Source organism: Akkermansia sp., assembly GCF_020860705.1.
In the GTDB taxonomy this organism is placed as follows: domain Bacteria; phylum Verrucomicrobiota; class Verrucomicrobiia; order Verrucomicrobiales; family Akkermansiaceae; genus Akkermansia.
The window spans coordinates 31,827-54,616 of the sequence record NZ_JAJBTT010000038.1; the positions used below are offsets into that span (position 1 = coordinate 31,827).

The window sequence follows — 22,790 nt, forward strand, 5'->3', positions numbered from 1 at the left end:
CCACTTGGCGGAGGAAGGCTGTTCCGCGCACAGGGCACTATTTTCTGGCATCAGCACAGCTCCTGACGTATGATCCGGGCATTGCCATGAAACGCATTTCCCTGATCGTTCCCTGCCTGAATGAAGAACAGGCCATACCGGCATTTAAACAAGAAGTAGACCGGGTTTTCAAGGAACGCTTGGAGGGTTACGTCCCGGAACTCATTTTCGTGGATGACGGCTCCACGGACCACACCCTGGAAATAATCAAGAAACTGGCGGAACATTCCCCGGAAGTGAGGTTCATTTCCTTCTCCCGCAACTTCGGGAAGGAGGCCGCCATCTATGCCGGGCTGGAAGCCGCCACGGGAGATTATGCCGCCGTCATGGACGTGGACCTTCAGGATCCTCCCTCCCTGCTTCCGGAGATGGTGAAAGCCATTGACGAGGAAGGATACGACTGTGCGGGCACGCGCCGCGTCACCAGGCAGGGGGAACCGAAGCTGCGGTCCTTTTTCGCGCACGCCTTTTACAAGACGATTCACTGGATATCGGACACCCATATCGTGGACGGAGCACGGGATTACAAGCTGATGACGCGTCCCGTGCTGGAAGCCCTGCTTTCACTGAAGGAATACAACCGTTTTTCCAAAGGGCTGTATGAATGGGTGGGCTTCCGCACCAAATGGTTTGAATATGAGAATGTGGAACGGGTGGCAGGAGAAACCAAATGGTCCTTCTTCAAACTGTTCCTGTATTCCATTGAAGGCATTGTGGCTTTTTCCACAGCGCCTCTGGCTCTGGCTTCCATCATGGGAGTCCTGCTTTCCTTCATCTCCTTCCTTGCCATCATCATCCTGACGGTCCGTGAATTGGTCTGGCCCCATTCCGCTTATGGATGGACTTCCATGGTCTGCGTTTTCTGCCTGATGGGGGGCATTGTGCTGCTGTGCCTGGGCATTCTGGGCCAATACCTGGCCAAGACCTATACGGAGGTTAAAAAGCGGCCCATTTATATTGCCAGGGAACGTTCCATTGATCCTTCCAAGTAATTTTTCCCATGGATACCGAACCGGATTTCAGCATCGTCACGCCCAGCTATAATTACGCCAGATACGTCAGGGAGTGCATTGAGAGCGTTAAAAACCAGGAGGGCGTCACTTTTGAGCACATCATCCAGGATGCGGGTTCCACGGACGGAACGCTGGATATCCTGAACGCCTATCCCCATCTGCAATTGCATGTGGAGAAGGATTCCGGCATGTCGGAAGGCATCAACCGCGGCTTCCGCAGGGCGCGCGGCAAGTGGGTCATGTGGCTGAATACGGACGACCGTTTGCTGCCGGGCGCCCTGGCGGCCGTCAAAGCTTTTGCGGATTCCCGGCCTGATGCGGATATCGTGCACGGAGCCTGGAATTTCATCGGACCGGACGGAGACATCCAGCGGCCCATGAAGGCCCTTCCCTACAGCCTGAACATGCACATCTGGTACGGAACCTACCTGGCCTCCACCGCGCTGTTCCTGCGCAGGAGCACCACGATTGAAGAAGGATTCCTGCTGGATGAAAGGTTCCACTACGACATGGACGGGGAGTATTACGCACGCCTAGGCCGCGCCGGAAAGAAATTCGTCCATTACAACAGGCTGCTGGCGGATTTCCGCTGGCATGGCGACAACCTGAGCGCCCCCAATGTGGAACGCCGGGACATGGATGCCGAATTAAAGCGCCAGAAACAGCACAGTGAAGATGCCGCCATCAAACGCGTTTACGGATATTCCTTTTCCACGCATAGCTGCAATAATATTATGGACGGCTTCATGCGGGAGGCCTACCGCATGAAAAAGGCCTTCCTTTACCTGACCACCCCCTGGGTAAAGTAATCCGCCTTTTTCCGGGCGTCTCCGTTCTTCCTGCGAGCGCATGAAGTTTTCCCCCCATCCCGCGCCCCTGTTTTCACGGAGATATTTTCCGGCACGGAAAAGGCCGCAGCCGTTAAACGCCTGCGGCCCGTAATAAACCGGATGGAAAAAAGGCAAAGCCTCAGTTCAAGCTGTCAAACAGCTCTTCTTCCCGGAAGAACCTTGCCAGTTCCACGGCGGCGGATTCGCGGCTGTCGGAAGCATGGCAGATGTTCATCATGCTGTCCGTCCCATAATCTCCGCGGATGGTGCCTTTGTCCGCCTTCTGGGAATTGGTGGGCCCCAGCAGTTCGCGCACGCGCACAATCACGCCCGGCCCCTTCAGGGCGATGGCGATGACCGGAGAGCTGGTCATGAAATCAAGCAGTTTGGGGAAAAGCGGTTCTCCATTGACGACAAGGTCCAGAATATGGGCGTAATGTTCCCGGAGAACCGGTTCGTCAAGCTGAATCATCTTTATGCCGCGCAGGCGAAACCCTTCGGACAAAAAACGTTTTAAAATGGTGCCGGAAAGGTTTTTCCGCACGCAATCGGGTTTCAGCAGAATCAGCGTTGTTTCTTCTTGAGTGTTTGGCATAAAATTAGCGAAGTTTCAGGATGAGTGAGGGAATTACACCCTAATCCGCGGCAGGTCAAGGATAATTGCGCAACTGGTCTTTTCCTCCAGACAAGGAATTCGTCACAGACTTCTCTTGTAGGAATCGCACCGGTTCCTCCATCCGGCAAGCCAGCGCGCCTCTCCACGGCCCGGAGGGCTGTTGTCCACGCGCCGCTTCAGCACCCTTTTGGCAGCTTCCGCAAACTCCGCCGCCGCAGGCTGTCCCGGAGAAGCCGAGCGCATCTCCTCCAGCACCTGTTTGAGGCCCCAGCCCTGCCCCCGGTACTGTTCCGCGGGGTTTGTCCCCTCTCCCTTGAAATTCACGTAGTCAATCAGAGCATACATGCCGTTGGGAGCCGTCGCCACGGCATTGTACCTGGCCGCCATCTCCTCCGGACGCCGGGACTGGCTCTTGATGCGCCCCAGGGCAGCCACGGACCTGCCGATGATGAAGTCCGCCTGCATTTGAAGGACGGCAGGGCTGGAAAGCCACTGGCGCATCCGTTCCGGAAGGCCGCCCCGTACATCCGCCGCTTCAAATTCCGCCCTGGTGCGCCACGGCGCCGCACCGGAAAACCATTCCGGAACACGGGCTCCCCTTTTCCGGCAAAACTGGATGAAATGGGGGAAACTCTCCTCAAACCTTTCCGTAACACCGGCAGGGAACCAGATGAAATGCCCGATGCCCAGGGAAGGAAACGCCTCCCCCCGGTTCCAGGAAACCAGCCCCCTGACTGTTCCGGCGCATTCATTCTGCCAGATTTTCCTTGCGATTTTCGCCTTCACTTCTCCCGCATCCGGAGCTGCCTGAACCCAGCCGGGCAAGCAGCACGCCAGCACCAGAACGCAGACTGCCATTTTTCCATGCATGGAAGTACTTTCCTTCCCCGCCGGGGGCAAGTCAAGCCGCTTCAATTTCTCGTGCCAAAGCCGGCGGCCCATGCTACCTTTTCCCTGCACGGCATGATTCTGGCGTTCAACAAACCTTACGGCGTCCTCTCCCAATTCACCCAGGAGGCTCCCCACCACCGGACACTGGCCGAATTCGGCTTTCCGCCCGGCGTGTATCCCATCGGCAGGCTGGATTCGGATTCCGAAGGGCTGCTGCTTTTATCTGATGAGAAATCCCTGGTAGACCGCCTCCTGAACCCAGCCAACCGGCATCCCAGGACTTACTGGAGCCAGGTGGAAGGCATTCCTTCCGCCGGGGACCTGCTCCCCCTGGAACGCGGAGGAATCCCCATCCAGGGGTACCGCACGCTGCCCTGCCGGGCGCGCCTCATGCCTGGAGAAGCGGACGTACCGCCCCGTCATCCACCCGTCCGCTACCGCGCTTCCATTCCCACCGCGTGGCTGGAACTGACCCTGGTAGAGGGAAAAAACCGCCAGGTACGGCGCATGACCGCCGCCATCGGCTTTCCCACACTCCGGCTTCTGCGCGTCAGAATTGGAAAATTCTCCCTGAACGGCCTGGAACCCGGTACATGGAAGGAACTGGGCTCCCGGGAACGAAGGGAGCTCATGCCGTAATATAGTCTTGATTATAGACAGGGAGAGACTTTATATGTCTTTCCGCATCAGGAGATCTCTACCTAAACATTTTTACATGAAAGCTGAACTCGTCGAACAAGCCGCTAAAATCATTCCCGAACCCCAGATGCTGATCAACGTGGTGTCCCGCCGCGTCGCCCAGCTCAACAATGGCCGCGCTCCCTTGGTTCCCACCACTCCCCACATGGGCAACGCGAACATTGCCCTGACGGAGATCGTTGAAGGCAAGCTCGTCTATCATGCAGAATCCGACAGTCTCCAGGAAGACAACCAGTAAAAGCATATTCCATCCTATTGCCGTTCCGGCCCGGATTTCCGCACGGAACATCCCCTTTTCCAACCAGGCCCCGGCTCTTCCAGTCCGGGGCCTTTTCATCCCTTCACGCCACAGCCATGAGCTCCGATATCTCCACCAACAAAAAAGCCCGCCGGGATTATGAAATCCTGGACACCTACGAATGCGGCATGGAACTCAAGGGCACGGAGGTCAAATCCATCCGTGCCGGCAAGGTAAACATAGCCGATTCCTTCGCCCGAGTGGAAAACGGGCAGATGCTCCTGTACGGCTGCGACATCCAGCCGTGGGAAACCGCCGGAGAATTCTTCCAGCACCAGTCACGCCGCCCGCGCCGCCTGCTGCTTCACAAACGGGAAATTTTCAAACTGGAACAGCAGACCTCCCAGAAAGGCTGCTCCCTGGTGGCCCTGAAGCTGTACTGGAAAAACGGCAAGGTGAAACTGGCCCTGGGCCTTGGCAAGGGCAAGACCCACCGCGACCAGCGCTATGACCTGAAGGCCCGCGTGGAAATGCGGGAAGCCCAGCGGGAAGTGGCCCGCATCAACCGCCGGTAATCACTCCGGAATTCCACGCTTGCCCTCTGCTCCTTTCCGGAGCATGTTTTTCATGGGCATGCTCTCCGCAGCGGCATTTATCCCGGCCCCGGCAACAAATTCAGTAACCTGAAAACGGAAAAGACAACCGGGACCGCCGCCACTAGGGAAGGAAGGGACCATGCAGGATGTCGCCCCCCTTGCTTATCATGACGCCGCAGAAGGAAGAAAACTATAACTTCCAATCCACAGGCAATTCCACCTGGCCGCCCTTCTTGTCATCGTAGCGGATGAAGCCATGTTCCGCGCCGTACCAGTGTACGTCACGCGTCACCTTCACGTCAAAGCAGCAATAGCGGGCAATATCCATCAGCAGGTCCGTATTGCCCGTCTGCACGTATTCCGCCCACCACTTGAGGGCCTGGGTTCCTACGGCCGTTTTTGAGGAGCCGATGGAAGCGGCCGCCACGGAATCCAGCTTGACGCGCACGCCCCCCCGCTGCTCGATGTCCTTGCACAGGTCAAGGTTGTTCGTGATGTCAATCATGTTCCACATCGTATAGCGCTGAAGCACGCCGTAGTCGAAATGCTCGTGATTGTACCCTACCACCAGGTCGGCCTGGCGGAGCTGCTGGATCAGGTCATCCACCATTTCCTCGGAATAAATCGTGTACTTGCCGGAAGCCGTGGAATAAGTCACCCCCACGGAAACCCGCATGTCGGCCGTGTTGTGCCAGCCGCCCACCTCCGCCGCGGAATGACGGGTTTCCAAGTCAAAATACACGATGTCTCTCATCGGAAGGAAACGTACATTATTTGCCACTTTTGGACAAGTCTCACTTGAACGGAAGGCGCGTTTGTGGTGAGAATAGGCGCATGCAGCCCCGTTTCCATATTGTCATGTTCCATCCGGAAATTCCGCACAATACGGGAGCCGCCGGGCGGCTGGCGCTGGCTACGGGATCCAGGCTCCACCTGATCAGGCCGCTGGGGTTCAGCCTGGATGAAAAGCACGTGCGCCGCACGGGCCTTGATTACTGGAACAAAGTGGACCTGCATGTCTGGAACACCCTGGAGGAATTGCAGCAGGCGGCGGAACCCTCCGCGCGGTTCTGGTACCTGAGCACCAAGGCGCGCCGCTCTCACTGGGAGGCTGATTTCCGGGAAGGGGATTATCTGGTCTTTGGTCCGGAATCCCGGGGACTGCCGGAAAGCATGCTGAAGGAACATGCAGATTCCGCCCTGACCATTCCCATGCCGGGAGAAGGTTCCCGCAGCCTGAACCTTTCCACCGCCGTGGCCATTGTCCTTTATGAAGGGCTTCGCCAAACCGGAATTTGATGCGTAAAACGCCGAAATTCCTCCTGCCGGGCTGTTTCAACCACGGGATGCGGAACAGGAATGTTTTTGCCGGACAGCAAGAGCGGACCAAACAGCAGCGGCAGGGGAATAGCGCGTCAGGACAAAACAGAATCCGCACTCTTCCTGCGCCAGGGCCGCACCATGTAAAAAAGGATCAGGGAGGCGACAGCTCCGCAGGTATCACAGAACATGTCCTTCTGCGCATCCCAGATGTCTCCCTGGGAACCTAGAAAATCATTCGCGTCATTCCCGCCAACAATGACCGCGTACTGCCATTCAATGATCTCATAGGCTGCGGCCACGGCCATCACGAAAAAGAGGCCGAAAATCCCCGCCAGCACCTTCCCGGCATATTGCTTGCGCACCAGATATTCCGCCACGGGAAAGGCGTAAAAACCCACCGTAAAATGAGCTACCCGGTCAAACGGGTTCCGGTGGGCGCCCACCAGCTCCCGGAACCACTCGAAAGGCACTTCCGCAAAGGTGTAATGCGCCCCCACCGTGTGGCAGACCAACCAAAAAAACATCAGCGTGTAAGACCAATTGCTGAAACGGAATTTCCGGAATGCCGCCACCAGAATAATCACCACCAGCATCACGGGAATCACCTCCGCCACCCAGACGGAGCGGGAACACGGAGAAATCCCCATCACAAGGAACAGCAGGGAAAATACCACCAGCAGATAGAATGGATAGTTTTTCATGAGAAAGAAAAGGTAGGAGTGGATAACGCAGGAAAGGCGCCGGAGTATATCTCCGGCGCCTTTCCACTGGAAAAACTTTATTACCGCATGTCAATGGTGGGAACGGGAATGCGGTCCTTGGGCCCCGTATAAAGGGTCAGCGGCCTGTACAGCGTATTGTCCTCCATCTGTTCCAGCACCTGGGCCACCCACCCGCAGCAGCGGGCAATGGAGAAAATGGCCGTGAACAGCCTGGTGGGAATGCCGATGCTGTAATAGACCGTGGCGGAATAAAAATCCACGTTGGCATTAAGCCCCTTGCGTTCCCGGACGAGCTTGGCGATGCGTTCCGACATGCGGATCCACTTGGGTTCCCCGATTCTGGAGGAAAGGCGGATGGCCATGCGGCGCAGATGGGGGGCCCGGGGGTCCAGCACGCGGTACACGCGGTGGCCCATGCCCATGACCTTTTCCTTCCGTGCCAGTTTGTCCTCAATGTAGGAATCCACTTTATCCTCCGAGCCTATTTCCTTGAGCATTTCAATTACGCCTTCATTGGCGCCGCCGTGAAGCGGCCCCTTCAGCGTGCCGATGGCTGCCGTAATGGCGGAATACATGTCTGAAAGAGTGGCAATGCAGACGCGCGCCGCAAAGGTGGAGGCGTTCATGCCGTGGTCCGCATGCAGAATGTAGGCCACGTCCAGAATATGGGCTTCATCCGGATTCGGTTCCTCCCCTTTCAACAACCACAGGAAATGTTCCGCCTCATTCAGATCCTCCCGTACGGGCGGAAGCTCCAATCCCTGGCACAGACGGTAGTAGTACGCCACCATCACGGGCACCTTGGCGATGAGGCTGAGGCCGATCTCCTTCAGCTGTCCCGGGTCCTTTGTCCGGTCGTCGTACATGCCGAGCATGGAAACCGCCGTCCGGAGGGCGGACATGGGCCGCGCAGACTTGGTGGCCGTTTTAAAGAAATCCAGAATGGGCTGGGGCAGGTCGCGGTCGGAACGGAGGCGTTTCTTGATGCCCTCCAGCTCCTCCCGGTTGGGAAGGCGCTTGTTGAGAAGCAGGTAAACCACTTCTTCAAAACAGCACATTTCCACCAGATCATCAATATCGTAACCCAGGTACAGCAGGCGTCCTTCCTCACCGCGCACGTCACTCAAGGCAGATTCATTGGCGATGATTCCTTTTAAACCTTTGGGATATGTGGGCCGTTCGGAAAAAGTGTCATTGCTCATGTTTAAAAAAATGCTACTAGTGATGAAGAGTACCGGTTAAAAGTCTAACAATCTTCCAGAAAGTCAAACCTTAATTACGCCTTCACGGCCCAGGCCGGACGTTTGGCGCAGGTGATGTGGGGCGCCCTTACGTACAGAGGCTCCGCCGGACCTTCCAGAAGTTCCTTCCTGCGGTCTGCAGCCAGAGCCTGCCATGCGGCCCCCAGAGCCTCTGCGCCCGGGAACACGGGAACGATGCCCGCCATTTCCCTGGCAGTCAGGGTTTCCTGCGTTTCCGTAGAATAAACGGGCACGCCGTTTTCCAGGCATTCCGCCACGCGGGCACGCACCTGTTCCGCAGGCAGCACGACGGGCGCTTCTGCCAGAAAACCGTGCTCCAGCCGTCCCCACGTCCAGCCTCCGCGCCGGGCGTCCGACATCACGAAGGCCTTCCCGTCATCAATGCCCAGGCCGTTCCAGGAAGGAAACGCCGCCACGCCGGAACCGTGCACCAGGGAAATGCCGTCCGCCACGGCCAGCGCTACGCGGATTCCCCCATAGGCCCCCGGGCCGGAACCGACCACTATTTCTTTCAAGCGCCGTCCTTCCAGGGAATCCAGCGCCTGGCGCAATGCCTCAAAAATGGCGGAGGAATGGTTGCGCTCAGCTCTCCATTCCACCCGGCACAGCAATTCCTTTCCGTCCCATGCCGCAGCGGAAGCCTGCGCACAGGAAGTTTCCAGAACCAGCAGAGCATCTTGCATGCGGGGATTATACAGGAAGTTCCGGCACTCATAAAACATTTTTTCCCCCGGTTTCCGGAAGCAGCAAATTTGGTTCGCATTTCTTATGAAGTCCCCTTATGCTGGCCCCGCACCTCACCACCGCATGCCCAAGGCACCCAAACACACACCGCCGCGCCAGGACTGGCGCCGGTATGCAGAAACCGTCCGGAAGCCGCGTTCCACGGCCAGCCTTGGCGACATGATGAGGCAATGCAACCGGGACGCCTGGGACAAGACCTACCGCGCCCAGGTCTCCTCGGAATGCTGGGAAGACGAATGCCAGGAATTCACCTTCATGGACCTTCCGCGCAAAACCCGGTTCATCAGGCACGCCGTCGCCACCTTCCTTCTTCTTCCTCTGGCCCTGATTACGGCCATGTCCCTGTGCGACCAGCTGGCCCATGCCTCCGGCAGCCTCAACATCCTCTTTTCCATCCCCGTGTGGTACGCCCTGATGGGGGCGACCGTCTGGGTGGTGCTGGGCAGCAGCAGGCTGTTCACCTCCTCCCTGCTGTACCTGTACGTGCTGGGCCATGAGCTGACGCACGTGCTGGCGGTCTTTTGCAGCCGCGGCTCCGTCCATGAGTTCAAGGCGGATCTGGACGGAGGATACATCCAGACGGATAAAAACAACCTGTTCATCTCCCTTTCTCCCTACTTCCTCCCTCTCTGGGCTCTGCTGTGGGGATTGGTCTGGGGACTGACGTACATCTTCTGGCCCACGGTCACCTGCCAGGCCCTGCTTTATTCAGGCCTGGGCTTCTGGTGGTGTTTCCACCTGTTCTGGACGGCATGGATCATCCCCAAGGATCAGCCGGACCTGGCGGACAACGGAACCTTTTTCTCCCTCATCCTGGTTTACTTCGCCAACCTGCTTCTGTTCCTGGTGCTGCTGCGCCTGTTCAACGCCGTGAGTCTTCACCGCTTTTTGGAAGACTGTATCTACAATGCGGAAAGGCTGTGGGATGCGCTCCGGGACCTCGCCATGCTAACGGCCGGCCTGTTCCTGTGAAAAATATTCTTTTCCTTACCGGGAATGATGAACGGCAGAAGGAGAAAAGGAATCCAACCTTTCAGCAAAAAGGAGTTTCCATGCATACCACGCACTTGATTATCCTGACGATGGGCGCCATTTCCCTGATGGGCTGCAACCCCAAGGAAACCGTGAACGCCCTCACTTCCGATCAAAATGTCACCCAGCAGATGGCCGTGAGATTTGCGGAAAACATGGTGGGCCTCCCGAGAGCCCTCGTGGTTTCCGACGCCAGAAAAGCCGCCCCGGGAGATAAAATCACAGTCAAGGGAGCGGTGATCGGAGACGACCCCGTTTTCTCACAAAATATTGCCTCCTTCACGATCGGGGATCCCGCCCAGCTTCTGAACAACATGAAAGAACATGGAGTATGGGCCTCCGATACCGTCCCTGTGGAAATACGGAAAAACAATACGATGACCGTCCAGTTTGTGGATGACCAGGGCCAGCCCATCAAACACACCGCCAAGGGTGTGAACGGACTGAAGGAACGCGATGCCGTGATCATTACCGGAACTATTGATTCCCACTCCACTCCGGACCATCCGGTGCTGAACATTGAAAGCATCGTGATTGAATAGACCCCTCTTCTGAGCCAACCCTGATTCATGTCAAACGGTTCAGGCGTTTTGCGCCTGGACCGTTTTTCGTATCAGGATGCGCGCATGGGATTTGATCCAGTATCTTTGGGAATGATAACGCTGGCAGCCACTTCAGTGGCAGCGGGAGCGGCTTCCGCCTCCGCCCAGAAAAAAAGCGCGGACGCTACTAAAAAGGCGGCGGATGCCAATGCAGCCACCCTCAGGAATGAGGCGGAACTCCAGAAACAGACAGGCTTGGAAAACGCCAAACGCATGCAGCAGGACGCCGCACGGCAGATGGGGGACGCCCGTCTGGATGCCGCCAGCTCCTCCCTTCTCCGGGAAGGGTCCATACCGGTCAGGGAACAGGCTCTGGCGACGCGCCTGCAAACCCGGATTCAGGATGAAGCGGCGGAAGCCATGAGAAACGCGCAATCCCTGTACAACCGTGCGAACATGGAGCAGTACATGGGACATGCCAACGCAAGGGCCCAGAAAACCGCTGCGGCGGGCACCCTGCTTTCCGGGTTCGCGCAGGGAGGCAATACCCTGCTCAAATGGTAACGCAGCAGGGGGCGGCCAGTCAGCGGGCTCCGGCATCCGGCTGCGGAACTTCCTGAGGGGGAGGAAGAACCTCGGGCATTGCCCCTCCCACCCCTATTTTAATATCCACGGGAATGGACTTGATCCGGGAAGGCCCCTGGTACAGTACGGCCACCTCTACGAACCGGGGGGAAGGATGGAACAAAAAGGATTTTCCCTGGTCCTCATTATAAGAATAGTGACAGGTAACGCGGGGCTTCAGGCGCGTTCCCTTCAGGTCATGAAACACAAAATCCTCCGCCCGGAACATGTTCTCGGAACTCATCTCGGCATATACCATGAACTTCCATTCCACACCCGGTTCTTTTGCCGGTGCATGGCGGGCGCTCCCTTCCTGCCTGGTCACTTTCAACGTCACGGTCTCCAGCTTGGACATGTCCGCTATCTCCACCCGGTTACTTTCCTGAGCCCTCCGCACGGCAATAGGATCCGGCACCGGAATGGAAACGCCGTTTTCCTTCAATTCCACCCTTCCGAAATCCAGGGATTCCAGGCCCTGGCACAAGGGGAGAAAAAGAGTGCCGCTCACCCGGATCCAGCGGGCGCCGGGAGAAGGAACATCTTTTAAATCAATGTTCACATCCACCCTTCTGAGACGTTTGTCCTTGATCGCCCCTTCCCGCAAACGGACGGAACGCACTCTCAGGCGAACTCCATTGGAATCAATCGCCTTCAATTCCTGCGCCGGCTGTTCCGGCACCAGCATTTCCGTACCGGGAAACACGCAATACAGGGAGATATGGGTTTGAACGAAATTAAAAGGCTCTCCCATCATCAGCCCCATGGAAGACAATCCGATGACCGGTCCCGTTAAATTGGTTCCGGAATAGGGAACACTCTTCACAGGCATATCTGCCGCCATGAGTATTCCCGCACACCAGCAGGCAATCGCAACAAAGCATTTCATACACTTATTCGGGGTCGGCTACGCCGGGAACAACTGCCCCACCCAGGCTGATTTTCATATCCACAGGCACCTTGCGGAACATCCGCTTATTCCAATAAGAGACTACCACGCGCACGGAATGGCTGCGGGAAGAAACGCGGTAATGCTTGCCCCACATGCGCTTCTGCCCGCTCCGGGAATTCAGGTCTCCCCGGCCTTTCAGGACCACACCGTCCTCATCCCTGACATTCAGGGAATTGAAATAAAAATCACTCTTCCCCTCCACCTCCAGCTTCCAACGCTTGAAATACTTTTTCAAGGTAAGCGTCACCTTGTCCCTACGGGGCTTCACCAGAGGCAGTTCTACCTTTTCCCCTTCCTCCCGCAACGGCAGAACCACGGCAGGCAGCTCTACCAGGTCATCTGCAAAAGCGCACAGGAGAAATCCCCGGAGGCGCACCCATTCCGCCCCGGAATCGGGACGCTGAACGGAAATGCCCAGCCAGACGGGATCGCCGTGGCCCGCGTCAAACGCCTTGGTTGCATCAGCCGAGACCTGGTAGACCTTCAGGTTCTTTCCCGTTGAATCCGTACAAACAAGCTCCTCCGGGGCCGCTTCGTAAAAAACGGGGCATCCCAACTGGTCCTCATACGTGCACAACACCCCCAGCAACAGCTGGGGAACGATTTTGTCCATGGGGTCTTCCACCAGGATTCTCAGAAAAGACAAGTTCAGCACCGCATTCCGGAGCAGAGGAACGTCCGTTGCAGCAACGGCAGGCTGGACAGCAGCACACATGAAAAACAGGCACGCGGAAAAACACTTCATGGGGGTAGCGACGAAGGCAATCTAACAAACGGCTCCGCCCACGCAAGGAAAAAGGAACGCCTTGAAGACAAGCCGAACATCGCGATTACCCAGCAGCACTTCTGTACCCCGCCGGATATTTGCGGATTCCTTTTCCGCCATGCAGCATTCAGGAACGAACGGGCAGACGAACATGCCCATGCAATAATGAAATACTCCAAATGAACAAGCGCATTGTACAAATACAGCAACTCTTGATGTGACAGGAACTGGTCATCCTGCATATCCAAAACAGGAAACCATTCTGATGCTATTACAAAATTTGGAGTTCCATTTTCTAGAAAAGCTGTAGAATAAATACTATTAATTTCTATACAACATCATGAAGTTGCTCATATCGGTTGGGATTCTCATTTTTTCCATCTATCCCACCCTGGCAAAAATACAGCTACTTGACTCCGGCCTCATCAAACCGGATTCTCCTGACGTTCTAAAAAACATTCAGTCAACTCCGTCAAAATTAAAAAAAATCCTCGATGATGGACAATCAGGAGAATTTTTCAAGGAAGCAGGAATGGAGCTTGATTATATGAGGAAGCTTTCAGTGGAGAACAAATCCCCAAGTGAAGAAACCCGTAAAAACGTCGCGTGGATTTTTTATTTCATCGCCAATACTCCCCTTGTTGCCATAGATTCAGCAGAGCAGGCAAGATGTGCCATAAACAGCCGTCACGTAGATCTTTATCTTAAGGAGAAAGCCCTGGCAATGCTCGCCATCTCCACTTACCGTGACCTTTTTCCTAAGGGCAACGCATCAAGAGAGTTGATGGCGTCCTACGGAGCTGCCATCATGCGTAGCTTCCTCAACGGCACAAAATCAAAATCCTATTCGGACAAGCCGGTATTCGTTTCCGAGGAGGAAAAAACATCCATGCTGAAGAGAGACATTGAGATCATGAAAAACGCATTTTCTGAAATTGATCAAATCCAAAGAAAAGGAACGGGACCAGAAACAGATAAGAAAATAAATGACCTCTATCAAGACATGAACAAACGGATTCATGACAACGGCAGGCAATTCCAAGATCACACCGTTGTGGTCAACACGAAAACCTCCCGAAAACTCCTGCTAAAGAATATTTTGGAACGGTCAGAGAAGAATTTCATGGTCCTTCTTACTGATTTATTTCCTAGGGAAAAATCCGAAATTGAAAAATATATCAAAATGGCAGGATACTCAGACCAAGAGATTCGCAAGTTTATCGATCGCACCCTGGAAAAAGATTGAAAAGCTAAACTGCTTTAGAGAAGACCTGACACTGGAAACCAACCTGAACCCGGAGTTCATGTAAAACCACCCACCTTCACAGCTGCATCAAAAAATCTAACCCAAGCCGGATCGCCCTGATGACGGAATAAAAGACCTGCTGCCTCTCGGAAAAATTCCTTCACACTTCTAATGCAAAGGGGATACAAGTAAATAACTTGCAGAACTTTATAAGTGGCGTCCCCGGCAGGAATCGAACCTGCATCTAGTCTTTAGGAGAGACCCGTTCTATCCATTGAACTACGGGGACCGGACATTGTCCGTGCAGGACAATAAACGGGAAGATTCCAAGGCTCAAGCAAAAAGCGGTACTACTACGCTACAAACCTTGATTTTGAAGAGTTATTCCCATGCTGAATTGCCGTACCTATTCCTTCTGCCTTCCGCCCCCATTTTATTCACTAATTCTGCCAGCGGCATAAGCTGCAGCCGTCTGCCAGATACCTGCCCACACGTACCAGCCACCGCTCCGCCTCCCGGACTGGAAAAGACGAAGCAGCAACAGGCAGTTCCCCTGACCTTCAGAAGGAGCTTTTGGCGATAACCGCCTTTCCGTCCGCACTGAGAACGGGGCGCACAAAAGCCTTGAGCCGGGAATGGAAGAGACGTAGCGTTGGAGGCATCATCCCCGTATTCCGCCATGCTCAATTTCGTTTACGACAACAAGACTACGCTCATTTTCGGCAAAGGAACCCAGCATGAGGCAGGCAGCCTTTTGAAGCCGTTCGGCAAAAAGGTTCTGCTACACTACGGGGGAGGCAGTATAAAACGCTCCGGTCTTTACGACGCCGTCACGGCTTCCCTGAAAGCCGCCGGCGTGCAGTATGAGGAATTGGGCGGCGTTCAGCCGAACCCCACGCTTCCCCTGGTGTACGAAGGCATCCGCCTTTGCCGGGAACATGGCCTGGGCCTTGTGCTGGCAGTGGGAGGCGGGAGCGTGATTGATTCCGCCAAGGCCATCGCCCTTGGCGTCCCTTACGGCGGAGACGTGTGGGACCTGTACCTTTCCAAGAAACAGCCGGACGCTGAACCTTTGCCCGTCGCCACCGTGCTGACCATCCCTGCCGCCGGGAGCGAAAGCAGCCCGAACACGGTGATCACCAATGAAGAAACCCGGCGCAAGCTGGGGTACGGTTCTCCCAAACTGCGCCCCGTCTTCAGCATCATCAATCCGGAACTGTTCTTCACCCTTCCCCACCGCCAGATGGCCAATGGCGTGAGCGACATGATGAGCCACATCTTCGAGCGCTATTTCACCCGGACCCTCCATACGGACCTTTCCGACAGCCTGTGCGAGGCCACCTTGCGCACCATCATGAAAAACGGCCGCCTCTTGAACGAAAACCTGCATGACTACGATGCCTGGGCGGAAATCGCCTTTTCCGGCAACATCGCCCACAACAACCTGCTGGGCGTGGGCCGTGAACAGGATTGGGCCTGCCACGCCATGGAGCACGAACTCAGCGCCCTGTACCATGTGGACCACGGCGCGGGCCTGGCCGTCGTTACCCCGGCATGGATGAAGTACGTCTCTCCCAAACATCAGGAAATATTCATTCAGTTCTCCGTCAATGTGATGGGAGTTAAAGGCTCTTACCGGGAGCCGGAAGCCCTCATCCGGGAAGGCGTTTCCCGTCTGGAAGGGTTCTACCGGAAGCTGGGACTTCCCACATCCATGGAAGAACTCGGCATCCCGTCCAAGGACTTTCCTCTGATGGCGGAACAGGCCATCAGCGTGCGCGGCCCCATCGGAGGGCTGGAAAAGCTGGACGCCCGGGACGTTCAGGCCATTTACCGCCTGGCCTGTGCAGGTCCGTTGTCCGAGTGACGGCAGGCGGAAGCAGCATTGGATCTCCGCCGCCGGAAAATCCCATGGAAACTGGAAGGAAGGCTTGAAAGGGAGCCCATGGCGAGAGTCCGCCCCGGCATGCCGCCCGGCACGTAAAACAATCTCGGGCCGTCCATTGAGCGCCCATTCTTCCGTCCCCTCTTCATTTGATAGACGTTAAGACGGTCCTCCGTATGTTGTAACCTACTTGTAACTTGCCAAATATCTCCCGGAGAAGTAGTGTGGTGGAATGAACAGAATCTTTTCCGCGCTTCTTCTTGCAGGCGGCATGATGGCTTCCGGAATGCCGTTTCCGGCCGCCGCCGCTACCCCGCGGCAACAGGAAGAAAACCCCATCCATGCCGGTAATAACGACAGGGGGCAGGGAGATTCCCCTTCTCCAACCCGCCAACAAGGCACCCGGAACGTCAAGGATGCGGACAAGGTTTCCAGCGTCTCCCGGCAGCAGAGGAAAGAGTCCGTTGAAGCTATTCAAAAGCTCTTGAACAAGAGGCTGTTTAAAAAAGCGGCGGAACAGGCCTTAAAGCAGCTTGACGAATATGACGACCAGTACAGCGGAACGGACCTCTCTCTTTACTACGAGGCTCTTAAACGCCTCAATGCACTGAATGATTCCACGAATCTGGACACTATCCTGCAACAGCAGATGAAGCGCCACGGAAACAATCCCCGGTTCCTGATGGCCGCCGCCCTCCTGTATCAGGAGGCCTCCCATGCATTCAAACTGGTAGACGGTTCCTATATCCGTTGCAATAATGTGTGGGATGGGGAATATTCCGGAGAAGCGCGGGACCGGGTGGAAGCCCTGAGGTGCCTTTTCAAAGCCATGCAGATTGCGGAACAGCAAGGCGACATGGCCCTTCTGGGACAGTTGCGCTTCGCAACCGCACAGGCATTTCTAAGGCAGGACGGCCGTTTCTCCCCTCTTTCCCCTGTCCAGACTTATGCTTCCCTGGGCAATCTGACCAGCCTGAAGGAACTGCCGGACTACGTGGCCAAAGATGAATCTTCCCCATTCCGGAACGTGAAAACGCTGCCCGTTGCAGTCAATTCAAAAACGGGAAAGCCGGAAGTGGTCTTTTACCATGCCTCTTCCTCCTGGGAGACTGCTAAAAACGACGGGGAGCGCCTGCGCTGGCTGCTGGACTCCGCCATTCAGGCGGATCCGGAAATAGCCAACCAGGTCAACTATTTTACGGCGTCCTGGTGCTGCACGCTGTTCTCCTATTCCAATACGGCGCCGGATCAGGAATTGGTATACGGCCCCGGCAATGCGGGATCCGTGGCAGGCATCGACCCCGCGCAACTGAAAACAAACCAGACCGTGGTTAAAACCGACCGGACGGACAAGGGAAAATTCATGCTCATCACCCTTCCTCCGGATTATGATTTCATTAGAATTGCCTCCGCTGTCCGCCCAGCCCCTTCCCCGGATTATTATGTGAACGCCTGTAATCTGGTAGCCGATGAATTCCTGGCACGCAACCAGAGACCGGCGGCAGCGGACCTTCTTGCCAAAACCCTTCAAACCTGGAACACCGTGTCCTGGAATAATGGTGACAAGGAGAAATTCCTGCGGGTTGCGGAAAGCCTGAAAAAACGCCTTGCCTCCATCACGGAACCCAACGGAACGTTTGACACGGACAAAAGAACCCTGCTGGCAGGCGAACCGGTGGAGGTCGCCTTTTCCTACCGCAACGCCGCCCACGCCCGCGTGACGGCCCGTTCCGTGGACATGCGGCGGTGGCAGCAGGAACGCATGGACACGGTACAGTCTTCCAGAACGCTGGGCAGGGAGTACGCCAAGAAGTATTCCAGCTCAGGAACCCTTCTTTTCAATTTACTGTATAACCAGTCGTATGCCCGCTATCTGGGGGAAGAAATCAAGGGGAAGGACATAGACCTGGCTCCGGGAGACCAGCACCTGAACAGAATCGCCCAGATTCCCGTACCCACCCGGAAATCCGGCTGGTACCTGCTTACCGTTACGCTGGACAACGGCTACCGGTTCCACCGCTTCCTCACGCTGTCAGACATGGTGCTGGTACGCCGTTCCGTGCCGGAAGGCAACCTCTGGTTCCTGGCGGACGCCAGAACGGGCATGCCCATGGAAGGGGGCGACCTGCGCCTCCTGCGCTACGGAGAGAATAAAACGCTCAAAAAACACCAGGTGGAAGGAACCACGGATAAAAACGGAGCCATGATAGAAACGATTCCTCCTCCCGACAGGCGGGAGGTCTTTTATGACAGGTTCCTGGGCATCGCTTCCAAAGGAAGCAGCTACGTACTGGCAGGAACCTCGGATTACGGCTGGGAGTCCGGCAACCAACTCATGAATACGGCGAACAAGGCTTCCGATCCCTACTCCTGTTTCTTCCTGGAGAGTCAGCCCGTATACCGTCCCGGACAGACGGCCCGGTTCAAGGGGGTCCTCTTCCGGCCGAACATCGCGAACCCCGGAACGCAGGACTGCGCCGGAAAAAAACTCACCCTGACTATTACCTCCCCAACCGGGGACGAGAGCGTTTTTCCACAAAAAACTGTTATAACAGACTCCACAGGCTGCTTTGAACTGGAATTGCTCATTCCTGCGGAAGCGCCTTTGGGGCAATATGAAGCCAAGTTGAAACTGCGTGATTCCGCAAACCCGGATTTCCGGCTGTATGCCCCTCTTTTCCGGATGGAAGAGTACAAAAAGCCGGAATTCTCCGTCCAGATGGACGCCCCCTCCAAACCTATCCGCCTGGGCCAGCCCATTCCTGTTTCCATTCAGGCGGATTATTATGCAGGCGGTCCCGTAAGTGAAGGAAAGGCCTCTATTACGATCACCCGGTCGCTGGGAGCGAACGTCTGGACGCCCTACTGGAAATGGAGCTGGCTGTACGACAGTTCCTTCAGCCCGTACTACGTTCCCTTCTCTTCCGATGCCCCCCTGACTGTGCTGAAAAAGACAGTGCCGCTGAACAAGGATGGAAAGGCGTCCGTGGAACTCTCCACGGCACAAGATGCACGGGATTTCGCCTCCCAGAACATCACTTACCGGGTCACCGCCAGCGTTACGGACGCATCCCTGCGGGAAGTTTTCACTTCCGGACAGGTCATTGCCACCTTCCGCCCTTTCAATATCTTTACTTCCCTGAACCGCGGCTACGCCCCCACCGGAACTCCGGTGCAGGCGTCTATCACCGCAGCCACGGCAGACGGCGTCAAAATCAGCCACGCCAAGGGAACCACGAGATTGCAGCATATCCGTCCGGACGGCAGCCGCCAGGATCTGGAAACCTGGAATATCGCCACCGGTAAGGAAGGGGAAGCCTCCCTCTCCTTCCAGACCAGGGAATCAGGCCTGTACGCCCTTTCCACCACCCTGGAGGACGAACACGGAAACAAGGTGGAAGATTCCTTCCAGTTCCTTTCCTATGGCGCAGGAAAACAGAATCCCTTTAAAATTGAACCTCTTGCCATCACCCCGGACAAAAAGGAATACGCCCCCGGGGAGACGGCCAGGCTGCTCGTCACGTCAGATTATCCGGACGCCCGTGTCTGGACTTTCCTGCGCAATTCCTGGAAAAACGAATCCCGCCGCCTAGTTGCCCTGGGCCGGCAAACCGCTTTGGTGGAATGTCCCCTGACCCGGGAAGACATGCCGAACATGGGCGTCAATGCCTTCACCGTCAGAAATGGGGAACTTTATCAGGCTTCTGCGGAATTGCTGCTGCCTCCTGCCAGCCAGATCCTGTCTCCTTCCGTAACGTCCGGCAAACCCCAATACCAGCCCGGTGAAAAAGGACAGGTAACGGTTCAGGTCAAGGGGCCGGACGGCAAGCCTGTCAGCAACGGCATCGTGACCCTGGCCGTTTATGACAAGGCCCTGGAATACATTGCACGCCCCAATATCACGGACATAGCCAAGACCGTGTGGGGCAGCCTGAACAGCACCCGCTTCCTCAACCTGAAAAAAATGACGGCTTCCGGAACACAGAAGGACAGGGGGCCGGACCAGCCCTATTTCCAATCCCTGGTGCAGACCGGATACAGGTATATGGCCCGCGATAAAATGGCTCCTATCAACGGGTTCGCCACAGCAGGGCCTAGATCTGGAAACTACGCGGTCGCAGTAAAATCCGTAAACCGTTTATTGGGTGAAGGAGCAGCACTTCCCGCCGCTGCTCCGGCTCCGGTAGTGCAGTATAAAGGAGCCGGAGACGAAGTAAGCGCGGAGGATGATTTCTTTGCAAATGCACCAGGGAGTATGGACCTCCGGGGGAACGCCTCCCCACCCATTCAGCTGCGCACCCATTTTGCAGACTGCCTCAAGTGGTGCGGCACGCTCAAGACGGATGGGGAAGGCAACGTCACCGTACCTGTGGAAATGCCGGACAACCTGACCACCTGGAAGGCCGCCGCCTGGACCATCACCCCAGAGCTGCAAGTGGGACAGGCTTCCGCAGAATTCCTGACGACCAAGGATTTCATGGTCAGCTTGCAGGCTCCGCGCTTTTTTGTGGAAAAAGACGTGGTCATGCTCAGCGCCCTGGTCCGCAACCGGACGGACAAGGCCGTCCGCGCCCGCGTTTCCATTGCCCTGAAAGACGGCTGCCTGGAACTTCTCCCCGCTGACGCTCCGTCCGTGAAGGCCCTGGCCCCAGACACGGACAATTCCGCCGTGAGGGAAGTGGACGTTCCCGCACAGGGGCAGGCCGTCGTCAACTGGTGGACTGTTGCCGTCAGGGAGGGAACCGCCACCGTCGCCATGGAAGCGGCGGCGGGTTCCACCGGGGACGCCATGCAGATGAGCTTCCCCGTGCTGGTGCACGGCATGAAACAACTCCATGCAGGGAGCGCCGTGGTACTTCCCGGGGAACAGGAGCAGAAACTCTCCATCAATCTGCCGCAACAAAGGCGCAGGGAGGAAAGCGAACTGACCGTCAAGGTCTCCCCCAGCATCGCCCTGAGCATGGTGGAAGCGCTGCTCTATCTGGCTGAATACCCCTATGGCTGCGTGGAACAGACGCTCAACCGCTTCCTGCCTGCCCTCGTCGTGACGAACACGCTCAAGCAACTCGGGCTGAATCCCGGTGCAGCGCTGCAAAGCCACCGCAACCTGAACCCCCAGGCCATCAAGGACAAGGCTTTCTATGACAAGGTCATGAAGAAGCTGAAACGCAATCCCGTTTATGATGAAGCCAAGCTGAAGAAGATGGCCGCCGAGGGAATCGCCGCCCTCCGGGAAAAACAGCTCTCCAACGGCTCCTGGGGATGGTTTGGAGGAGCCAGTGAGGGGGACCCCGTCATGACGGCCCATGTGTTGCATGGCCTGAAGCTCGCTTCAAACACGGCCACCATTCCGGAGGGCATGCTCACCAGAGCCATACGCTGGCTGAAAGACCATCAGGAAAAACAGGTCACTCTTCTTGCCAGGGGAGACGAGTACCGGAAACTGGAAAAACTGCCGGATGGCCCGAAGAAGAAGGAAGCCATCCGCAAACTGGGGAATTACCGCCTGACGGCTTCCGCGGAAGACACCCTGATCTATTCCGTCCTGGCGGAATGCGGCGTCAGCAATCTTCCGATGGAACGCTACCTGTTCCGCGACAGGCTGGAACTTCCCGTCATCAGCCAGATCCAGCTGGCGGAAATCCTGCTGGACGCCCACCGCATGGGTGACTTCAAGAAAGTATTGCCCATCATCTCCCAGTTCCTCCAGCAGGACGACTCCCTGCAAACGGCGTGGCTGCGCCTTCCCAACGAAGGGTACTGGTGGCGCTGGTACGGAAGCGACGTAGCCACCCAGGCGGCTTATCTGAAACTGATGGCCAAGAGCGATCCCGGCAATCCCGTCACGGCGCGCCTGGCTAAATGGCTGCTCAATAACCGCGCCAACGGCACCTACTGGAACTCCACCAAGGACACGGCGGATTGCCTGGAAGCCTTGTCCGCCTACCTCTTCCAAACCAGGGAAGGCATGGAGGACATGGAAGCGGAAATTCTTTACGACGGCGTTCCGGTCAAAACGATCACCAGCACGAAGGAAACGCTGTTCACTTTCGACAATGCATTCCGCATGAGCGGAAAAGACCTGAGGGACGGCAAGCACGTCATCACCATCCGCAGGAAGAAGGGCAAGGGGAATATCTATGCCAATTCCACGCTCAGCTACTTCTCCCTGGAAGATCCCATCCCCGCCGCCGGGAACGCCGTCACCGTGGAACGTTCCTACTACCGCATCCTGACGGAAACAGTGAAGGATGACTCCGTGAAGGACACCCAGACGGACTCCGGCGAACTCGTCACCCAGGGCAAAGACCTGACGCGGCGCACCCTGCTGAAAAACGGAGACGTCATTGCCAGCGGAGACATCATTGAAGTGGTGATGACCGTGAAAACGAAAAACGACGTGGAATACCTGATGCTCCGGGACCCCAAGCCCGCAGGATGCGAATCACGGGAAACCGCCAGCGGATATGCGTGGATGGGAACCGTCTCCGGCTACAAGGAAATAGGAGATGAGGAAATACGCATTTTCCTTTCCTCCCTCCCCATGGGGGAATACCAGATCAGCCACCGCCTGCGAGCGGAACGTCCGGGGCGTTTCAGCGCCCTGCCGGCCATCATTGAAGCCATGTACGCTCCGGAACTCCGCGGCAACAGCCGGGAACACAAGGTAGGCATTTCCATGCCCGCGGAATAGAACCGGTTTCATCCCCGGAGTTCCCGGTAAAAGGCATCAAAAGAACTGCAAGCGCCGCCGGAAGACACGTTTATCAACA

General features: G+C 56.3%; 20 protein-coding genes and 1 tRNA gene. 12 read left to right on the plus strand and 9 right to left on the minus strand.

All coding sequences use genetic code 11. The features are described from left to right. The first annotated feature begins 86 nt into the window (after nt 1-86). On the plus strand, nt 87-1,031 hold the full coding sequence (locus tag LIO64_RS08755) for a glycosyltransferase family 2 protein (RefSeq protein ID WP_290549063.1): 945 nt from the start codon (nt 87-89) through the stop codon (nt 1,029-1,031). An 8-nt stretch (nt 1,032-1,039) separates the two neighbouring features. After that, entirely contained in the window at nt 1,040-1,861 is an 822-nt protein-coding gene (locus tag LIO64_RS08760) for a glycosyltransferase family 2 protein (protein WP_290549064.1), read from the plus strand. A gap of 160 nt (nt 1,862-2,021) precedes the next feature. Here the strand turns inward: LIO64_RS08760 and LIO64_RS08765 are convergent, their stop codons facing one another. Next, nucleotides 2,022-2,477 carry a nucleoside-diphosphate kinase gene (locus LIO64_RS08765; RefSeq protein ID WP_290549065.1) on the minus strand — a complete coding sequence of 152 codons (456 nt, stop codon included), beginning with the start codon at nt 2,475-2,477 and terminating at the stop codon, nt 2,022-2,024. A 102-nt stretch (nt 2,478-2,579) separates the two neighbouring features. Further along, entirely contained in the window at nt 2,580-3,356 is a 777-nt protein-coding gene (locus tag LIO64_RS08770) for a hypothetical protein (RefSeq protein ID WP_290549066.1), read from the minus strand. Nucleotides 3,357-3,461: 105 nt separating this feature from the next. Here LIO64_RS08770 and LIO64_RS08775 point away from each other — a divergent pair, with 105 nt between their 5' ends. The 3 genes from LIO64_RS08775 to smpB all read left to right on the plus strand — a co-directional run bounded on the left by LIO64_RS08775 (nt 3,462) and on the right by smpB (nt 4,901). Then, the gene (locus LIO64_RS08775; protein WP_345779583.1) at nt 3,462-4,028 is read left to right on the plus strand and encodes a pseudouridine synthase; all 567 of its coding nucleotides are present in this window, start codon (nt 3,462-3,464) and stop codon (nt 4,026-4,028) included. A 76-nt stretch (nt 4,029-4,104) separates the two neighbouring features. Then, on the plus strand, nt 4,105-4,326 hold the full coding sequence (locus tag LIO64_RS08780; RefSeq protein ID WP_290527751.1) for a DNA-directed RNA polymerase subunit omega: 222 nt from the start codon (nt 4,105-4,107) through the stop codon (nt 4,324-4,326). A 116-nt stretch (nt 4,327-4,442) separates the two neighbouring features. Continuing rightward, a complete protein-coding gene (gene smpB / locus LIO64_RS08785) occupies nt 4,443-4,901 on the plus strand; it encodes an SsrA-binding protein SmpB (RefSeq protein WP_022396625.1) in 459 nt (152 codons plus the stop codon). A gap of 211 nt (nt 4,902-5,112) precedes the next feature. Here smpB and LIO64_RS08790 read toward each other — a convergent pair whose 3' ends face one another. After that, on the minus strand, nt 5,113-5,676 hold the full coding sequence (locus LIO64_RS08790) for a ribonuclease H-like domain-containing protein (RefSeq protein WP_290549068.1): 564 nt from the start codon (nt 5,674-5,676) through the stop codon (nt 5,113-5,115). 80 nt (nt 5,677-5,756) lie between these two features. Here LIO64_RS08790 and LIO64_RS08795 point away from each other — a divergent pair, with 80 nt between their 5' ends. Next, the gene (locus tag LIO64_RS08795; protein ID WP_290549069.1) at nt 5,757-6,221 is read left to right on the plus strand and encodes a tRNA (cytidine(34)-2'-O)-methyltransferase; all 465 of its coding nucleotides are present in this window, start codon (nt 5,757-5,759) and stop codon (nt 6,219-6,221) included. Between the two features lie 116 nt (nt 6,222-6,337). Here the strand turns inward: LIO64_RS08795 and LIO64_RS08800 are convergent, their stop codons facing one another. The 3 genes from LIO64_RS08800 to tsaB all read right to left on the minus strand — a co-directional run bounded on the left by LIO64_RS08800 (nt 6,338) and on the right by tsaB (nt 8,912). Further along, nucleotides 6,338-6,946, minus strand: coding sequence for a DUF2238 domain-containing protein (locus tag LIO64_RS08800; RefSeq protein WP_290549070.1), 609 nt, complete (start codon nt 6,944-6,946; stop codon nt 6,338-6,340). An 80-nt stretch (nt 6,947-7,026) separates the two neighbouring features. Beyond that, nucleotides 7,027-8,169 (minus strand): citrate/2-methylcitrate synthase, encoded by a 1,143-nt coding sequence (locus LIO64_RS08805; RefSeq protein ID WP_290549071.1) that lies wholly within the window; start codon nt 8,167-8,169, stop codon nt 7,027-7,029. Nucleotides 8,170-8,243: 74 nt separating this feature from the next. Beyond that, entirely contained in the window at nt 8,244-8,912 is a 669-nt protein-coding gene (gene tsaB, locus LIO64_RS08810; protein WP_290549072.1) for a tRNA (adenosine(37)-N6)-threonylcarbamoyltransferase complex dimerization subunit type 1 TsaB, read from the minus strand. Between the two features lie 124 nt (nt 8,913-9,036). Here tsaB and LIO64_RS08815 point away from each other — a divergent pair, with 124 nt between their 5' ends. The 3 genes from LIO64_RS08815 (at nt 9,037) to LIO64_RS08825 (ending at nt 11,111) form a co-directional block, all read left to right on the plus strand. Then, complete coding sequence (locus LIO64_RS08815) at nt 9,037-9,945, plus strand: hypothetical protein (protein WP_290549073.1); 909 nt, start codon at nt 9,037-9,039, stop codon at nt 9,943-9,945. A gap of 80 nt (nt 9,946-10,025) precedes the next feature. Next, nucleotides 10,026-10,547, plus strand: coding sequence for a hypothetical protein (locus LIO64_RS08820; RefSeq protein WP_290549074.1), 522 nt, complete (start codon nt 10,026-10,028; stop codon nt 10,545-10,547). Nucleotides 10,548-10,658: 111 nt separating this feature from the next. After that, complete coding sequence (locus tag LIO64_RS08825) at nt 10,659-11,111, plus strand: hypothetical protein (protein ID WP_290549075.1); 453 nt, start codon at nt 10,659-10,661, stop codon at nt 11,109-11,111. Between the two features lie 19 nt (nt 11,112-11,130). Here the strand turns inward: LIO64_RS08825 and LIO64_RS08830 are convergent, their stop codons facing one another. Both LIO64_RS08830 and LIO64_RS08835 read right to left on the minus strand, forming a co-directional pair. Further along, nucleotides 11,131-12,057: a hypothetical protein gene (locus tag LIO64_RS08830; protein WP_290549076.1), complete on the minus strand. Its 927-nt coding sequence runs from the start codon at nt 12,055-12,057 to the stop codon at nt 11,131-11,133. A 4-nt stretch (nt 12,058-12,061) separates the two neighbouring features. Next, nucleotides 12,062-12,865 carry a hypothetical protein gene (locus tag LIO64_RS08835; protein ID WP_290549077.1) on the minus strand — a complete coding sequence of 268 codons (804 nt, stop codon included), beginning with the start codon at nt 12,863-12,865 and terminating at the stop codon, nt 12,062-12,064. A 361-nt stretch (nt 12,866-13,226) separates the two neighbouring features. Between LIO64_RS08835 and LIO64_RS08840 the strand changes: the two genes are divergently transcribed. Further along, complete coding sequence (locus LIO64_RS08840) at nt 13,227-14,132, plus strand: hypothetical protein (protein WP_290549078.1); 906 nt, start codon at nt 13,227-13,229, stop codon at nt 14,130-14,132. Between the two features lie 214 nt (nt 14,133-14,346). Here the strand turns inward: LIO64_RS08840 and LIO64_RS08845 are convergent. Continuing rightward, a tRNA-Arg gene (locus tag LIO64_RS08845) sits at nt 14,347-14,421 on the minus strand. Between the two features lie 390 nt (nt 14,422-14,811). Between LIO64_RS08845 and LIO64_RS08850 the strand changes: the two genes are divergently transcribed. Continuing rightward, nucleotides 14,812-15,999, plus strand: a complete 1,188-nt coding sequence (locus LIO64_RS08850) for an iron-containing alcohol dehydrogenase (RefSeq protein ID WP_290549079.1) — start codon at nt 14,812-14,814, stop codon at nt 15,997-15,999. A 250-nt stretch (nt 16,000-16,249) separates the two neighbouring features. Beyond that, the gene (locus tag LIO64_RS08855; protein WP_290549080.1) at nt 16,250-22,711 is read left to right on the plus strand and encodes an alpha-2-macroglobulin family protein; all 6,462 of its coding nucleotides are present in this window, start codon (nt 16,250-16,252) and stop codon (nt 22,709-22,711) included. The last annotated feature ends 79 nt before the right edge of the window (nt 22,712-22,790 follow it).

Excerpts from the sequence above, each read along its gene's own strand:
- LIO64_RS08755 (WP_290549063.1), top strand. The coding sequence starts at position 87 with ATGAAACGCATTTCCCTGATCGTTCCCTGCCTGAATGAAGAACAGGCC.
- LIO64_RS08760 (WP_290549064.1), top strand. The coding sequence starts at position 1,040 with ATGGATACCGAACCGGATTTCAGCATCGTCACGCCCAGCTATAATTAC.
- LIO64_RS08765 (WP_290549065.1), bottom strand. The coding sequence starts at position 2,477 with ATGCCAAACACTCAAGAAGAAACAACGCTGATTCTGCTGAAACCCGAT.
- LIO64_RS08770 (WP_290549066.1), bottom strand. The coding sequence starts at position 3,356 with ATGGCAGTCTGCGTTCTGGTGCTGGCGTGCTGCTTGCCCGGCTGGGTT.
- LIO64_RS08775 (WP_345779583.1), top strand. The coding sequence starts at position 3,462 with ATGATTCTGGCGTTCAACAAACCTTACGGCGTCCTCTCCCAATTCACC.
- LIO64_RS08780 (WP_290527751.1), top strand. The coding sequence starts at position 4,105 with ATGAAAGCTGAACTCGTCGAACAAGCCGCTAAAATCATTCCCGAACCC.
- smpB (WP_022396625.1), top strand. The coding sequence starts at position 4,443 with ATGAGCTCCGATATCTCCACCAACAAAAAAGCCCGCCGGGATTATGAA.
- LIO64_RS08790 (WP_290549068.1), bottom strand. The coding sequence starts at position 5,676 with ATGAGAGACATCGTGTATTTTGACTTGGAAACCCGTCATTCCGCGGCG.
- LIO64_RS08795 (WP_290549069.1), top strand. The coding sequence starts at position 5,757 with ATGCAGCCCCGTTTCCATATTGTCATGTTCCATCCGGAAATTCCGCAC.
- LIO64_RS08800 (WP_290549070.1), bottom strand. The coding sequence starts at position 6,946 with ATGAAAAACTATCCATTCTATCTGCTGGTGGTATTTTCCCTGCTGTTC.
- LIO64_RS08805 (WP_290549071.1), bottom strand. The coding sequence starts at position 8,169 with ATGAGCAATGACACTTTTTCCGAACGGCCCACATATCCCAAAGGTTTA.
- tsaB (WP_290549072.1), bottom strand. The coding sequence starts at position 8,912 with ATGCAAGATGCTCTGCTGGTTCTGGAAACTTCCTGTGCGCAGGCTTCC.
- LIO64_RS08815 (WP_290549073.1), top strand. The coding sequence starts at position 9,037 with ATGCCCAAGGCACCCAAACACACACCGCCGCGCCAGGACTGGCGCCGG.
- LIO64_RS08820 (WP_290549074.1), top strand. The coding sequence starts at position 10,026 with ATGCATACCACGCACTTGATTATCCTGACGATGGGCGCCATTTCCCTG.
- LIO64_RS08825 (WP_290549075.1), top strand. The coding sequence starts at position 10,659 with ATGATAACGCTGGCAGCCACTTCAGTGGCAGCGGGAGCGGCTTCCGCC.
- LIO64_RS08830 (WP_290549076.1), bottom strand. The coding sequence starts at position 12,057 with ATGAAATGCTTTGTTGCGATTGCCTGCTGGTGTGCGGGAATACTCATG.
- LIO64_RS08835 (WP_290549077.1), bottom strand. The coding sequence starts at position 12,865 with ATGAAGTGTTTTTCCGCGTGCCTGTTTTTCATGTGTGCTGCTGTCCAG.
- LIO64_RS08840 (WP_290549078.1), top strand. The coding sequence starts at position 13,227 with ATGAAGTTGCTCATATCGGTTGGGATTCTCATTTTTTCCATCTATCCC.
- LIO64_RS08850 (WP_290549079.1), top strand. The coding sequence starts at position 14,812 with ATGCTCAATTTCGTTTACGACAACAAGACTACGCTCATTTTCGGCAAA.
- LIO64_RS08855 (WP_290549080.1), top strand. The coding sequence starts at position 16,250 with ATGAACAGAATCTTTTCCGCGCTTCTTCTTGCAGGCGGCATGATGGCT.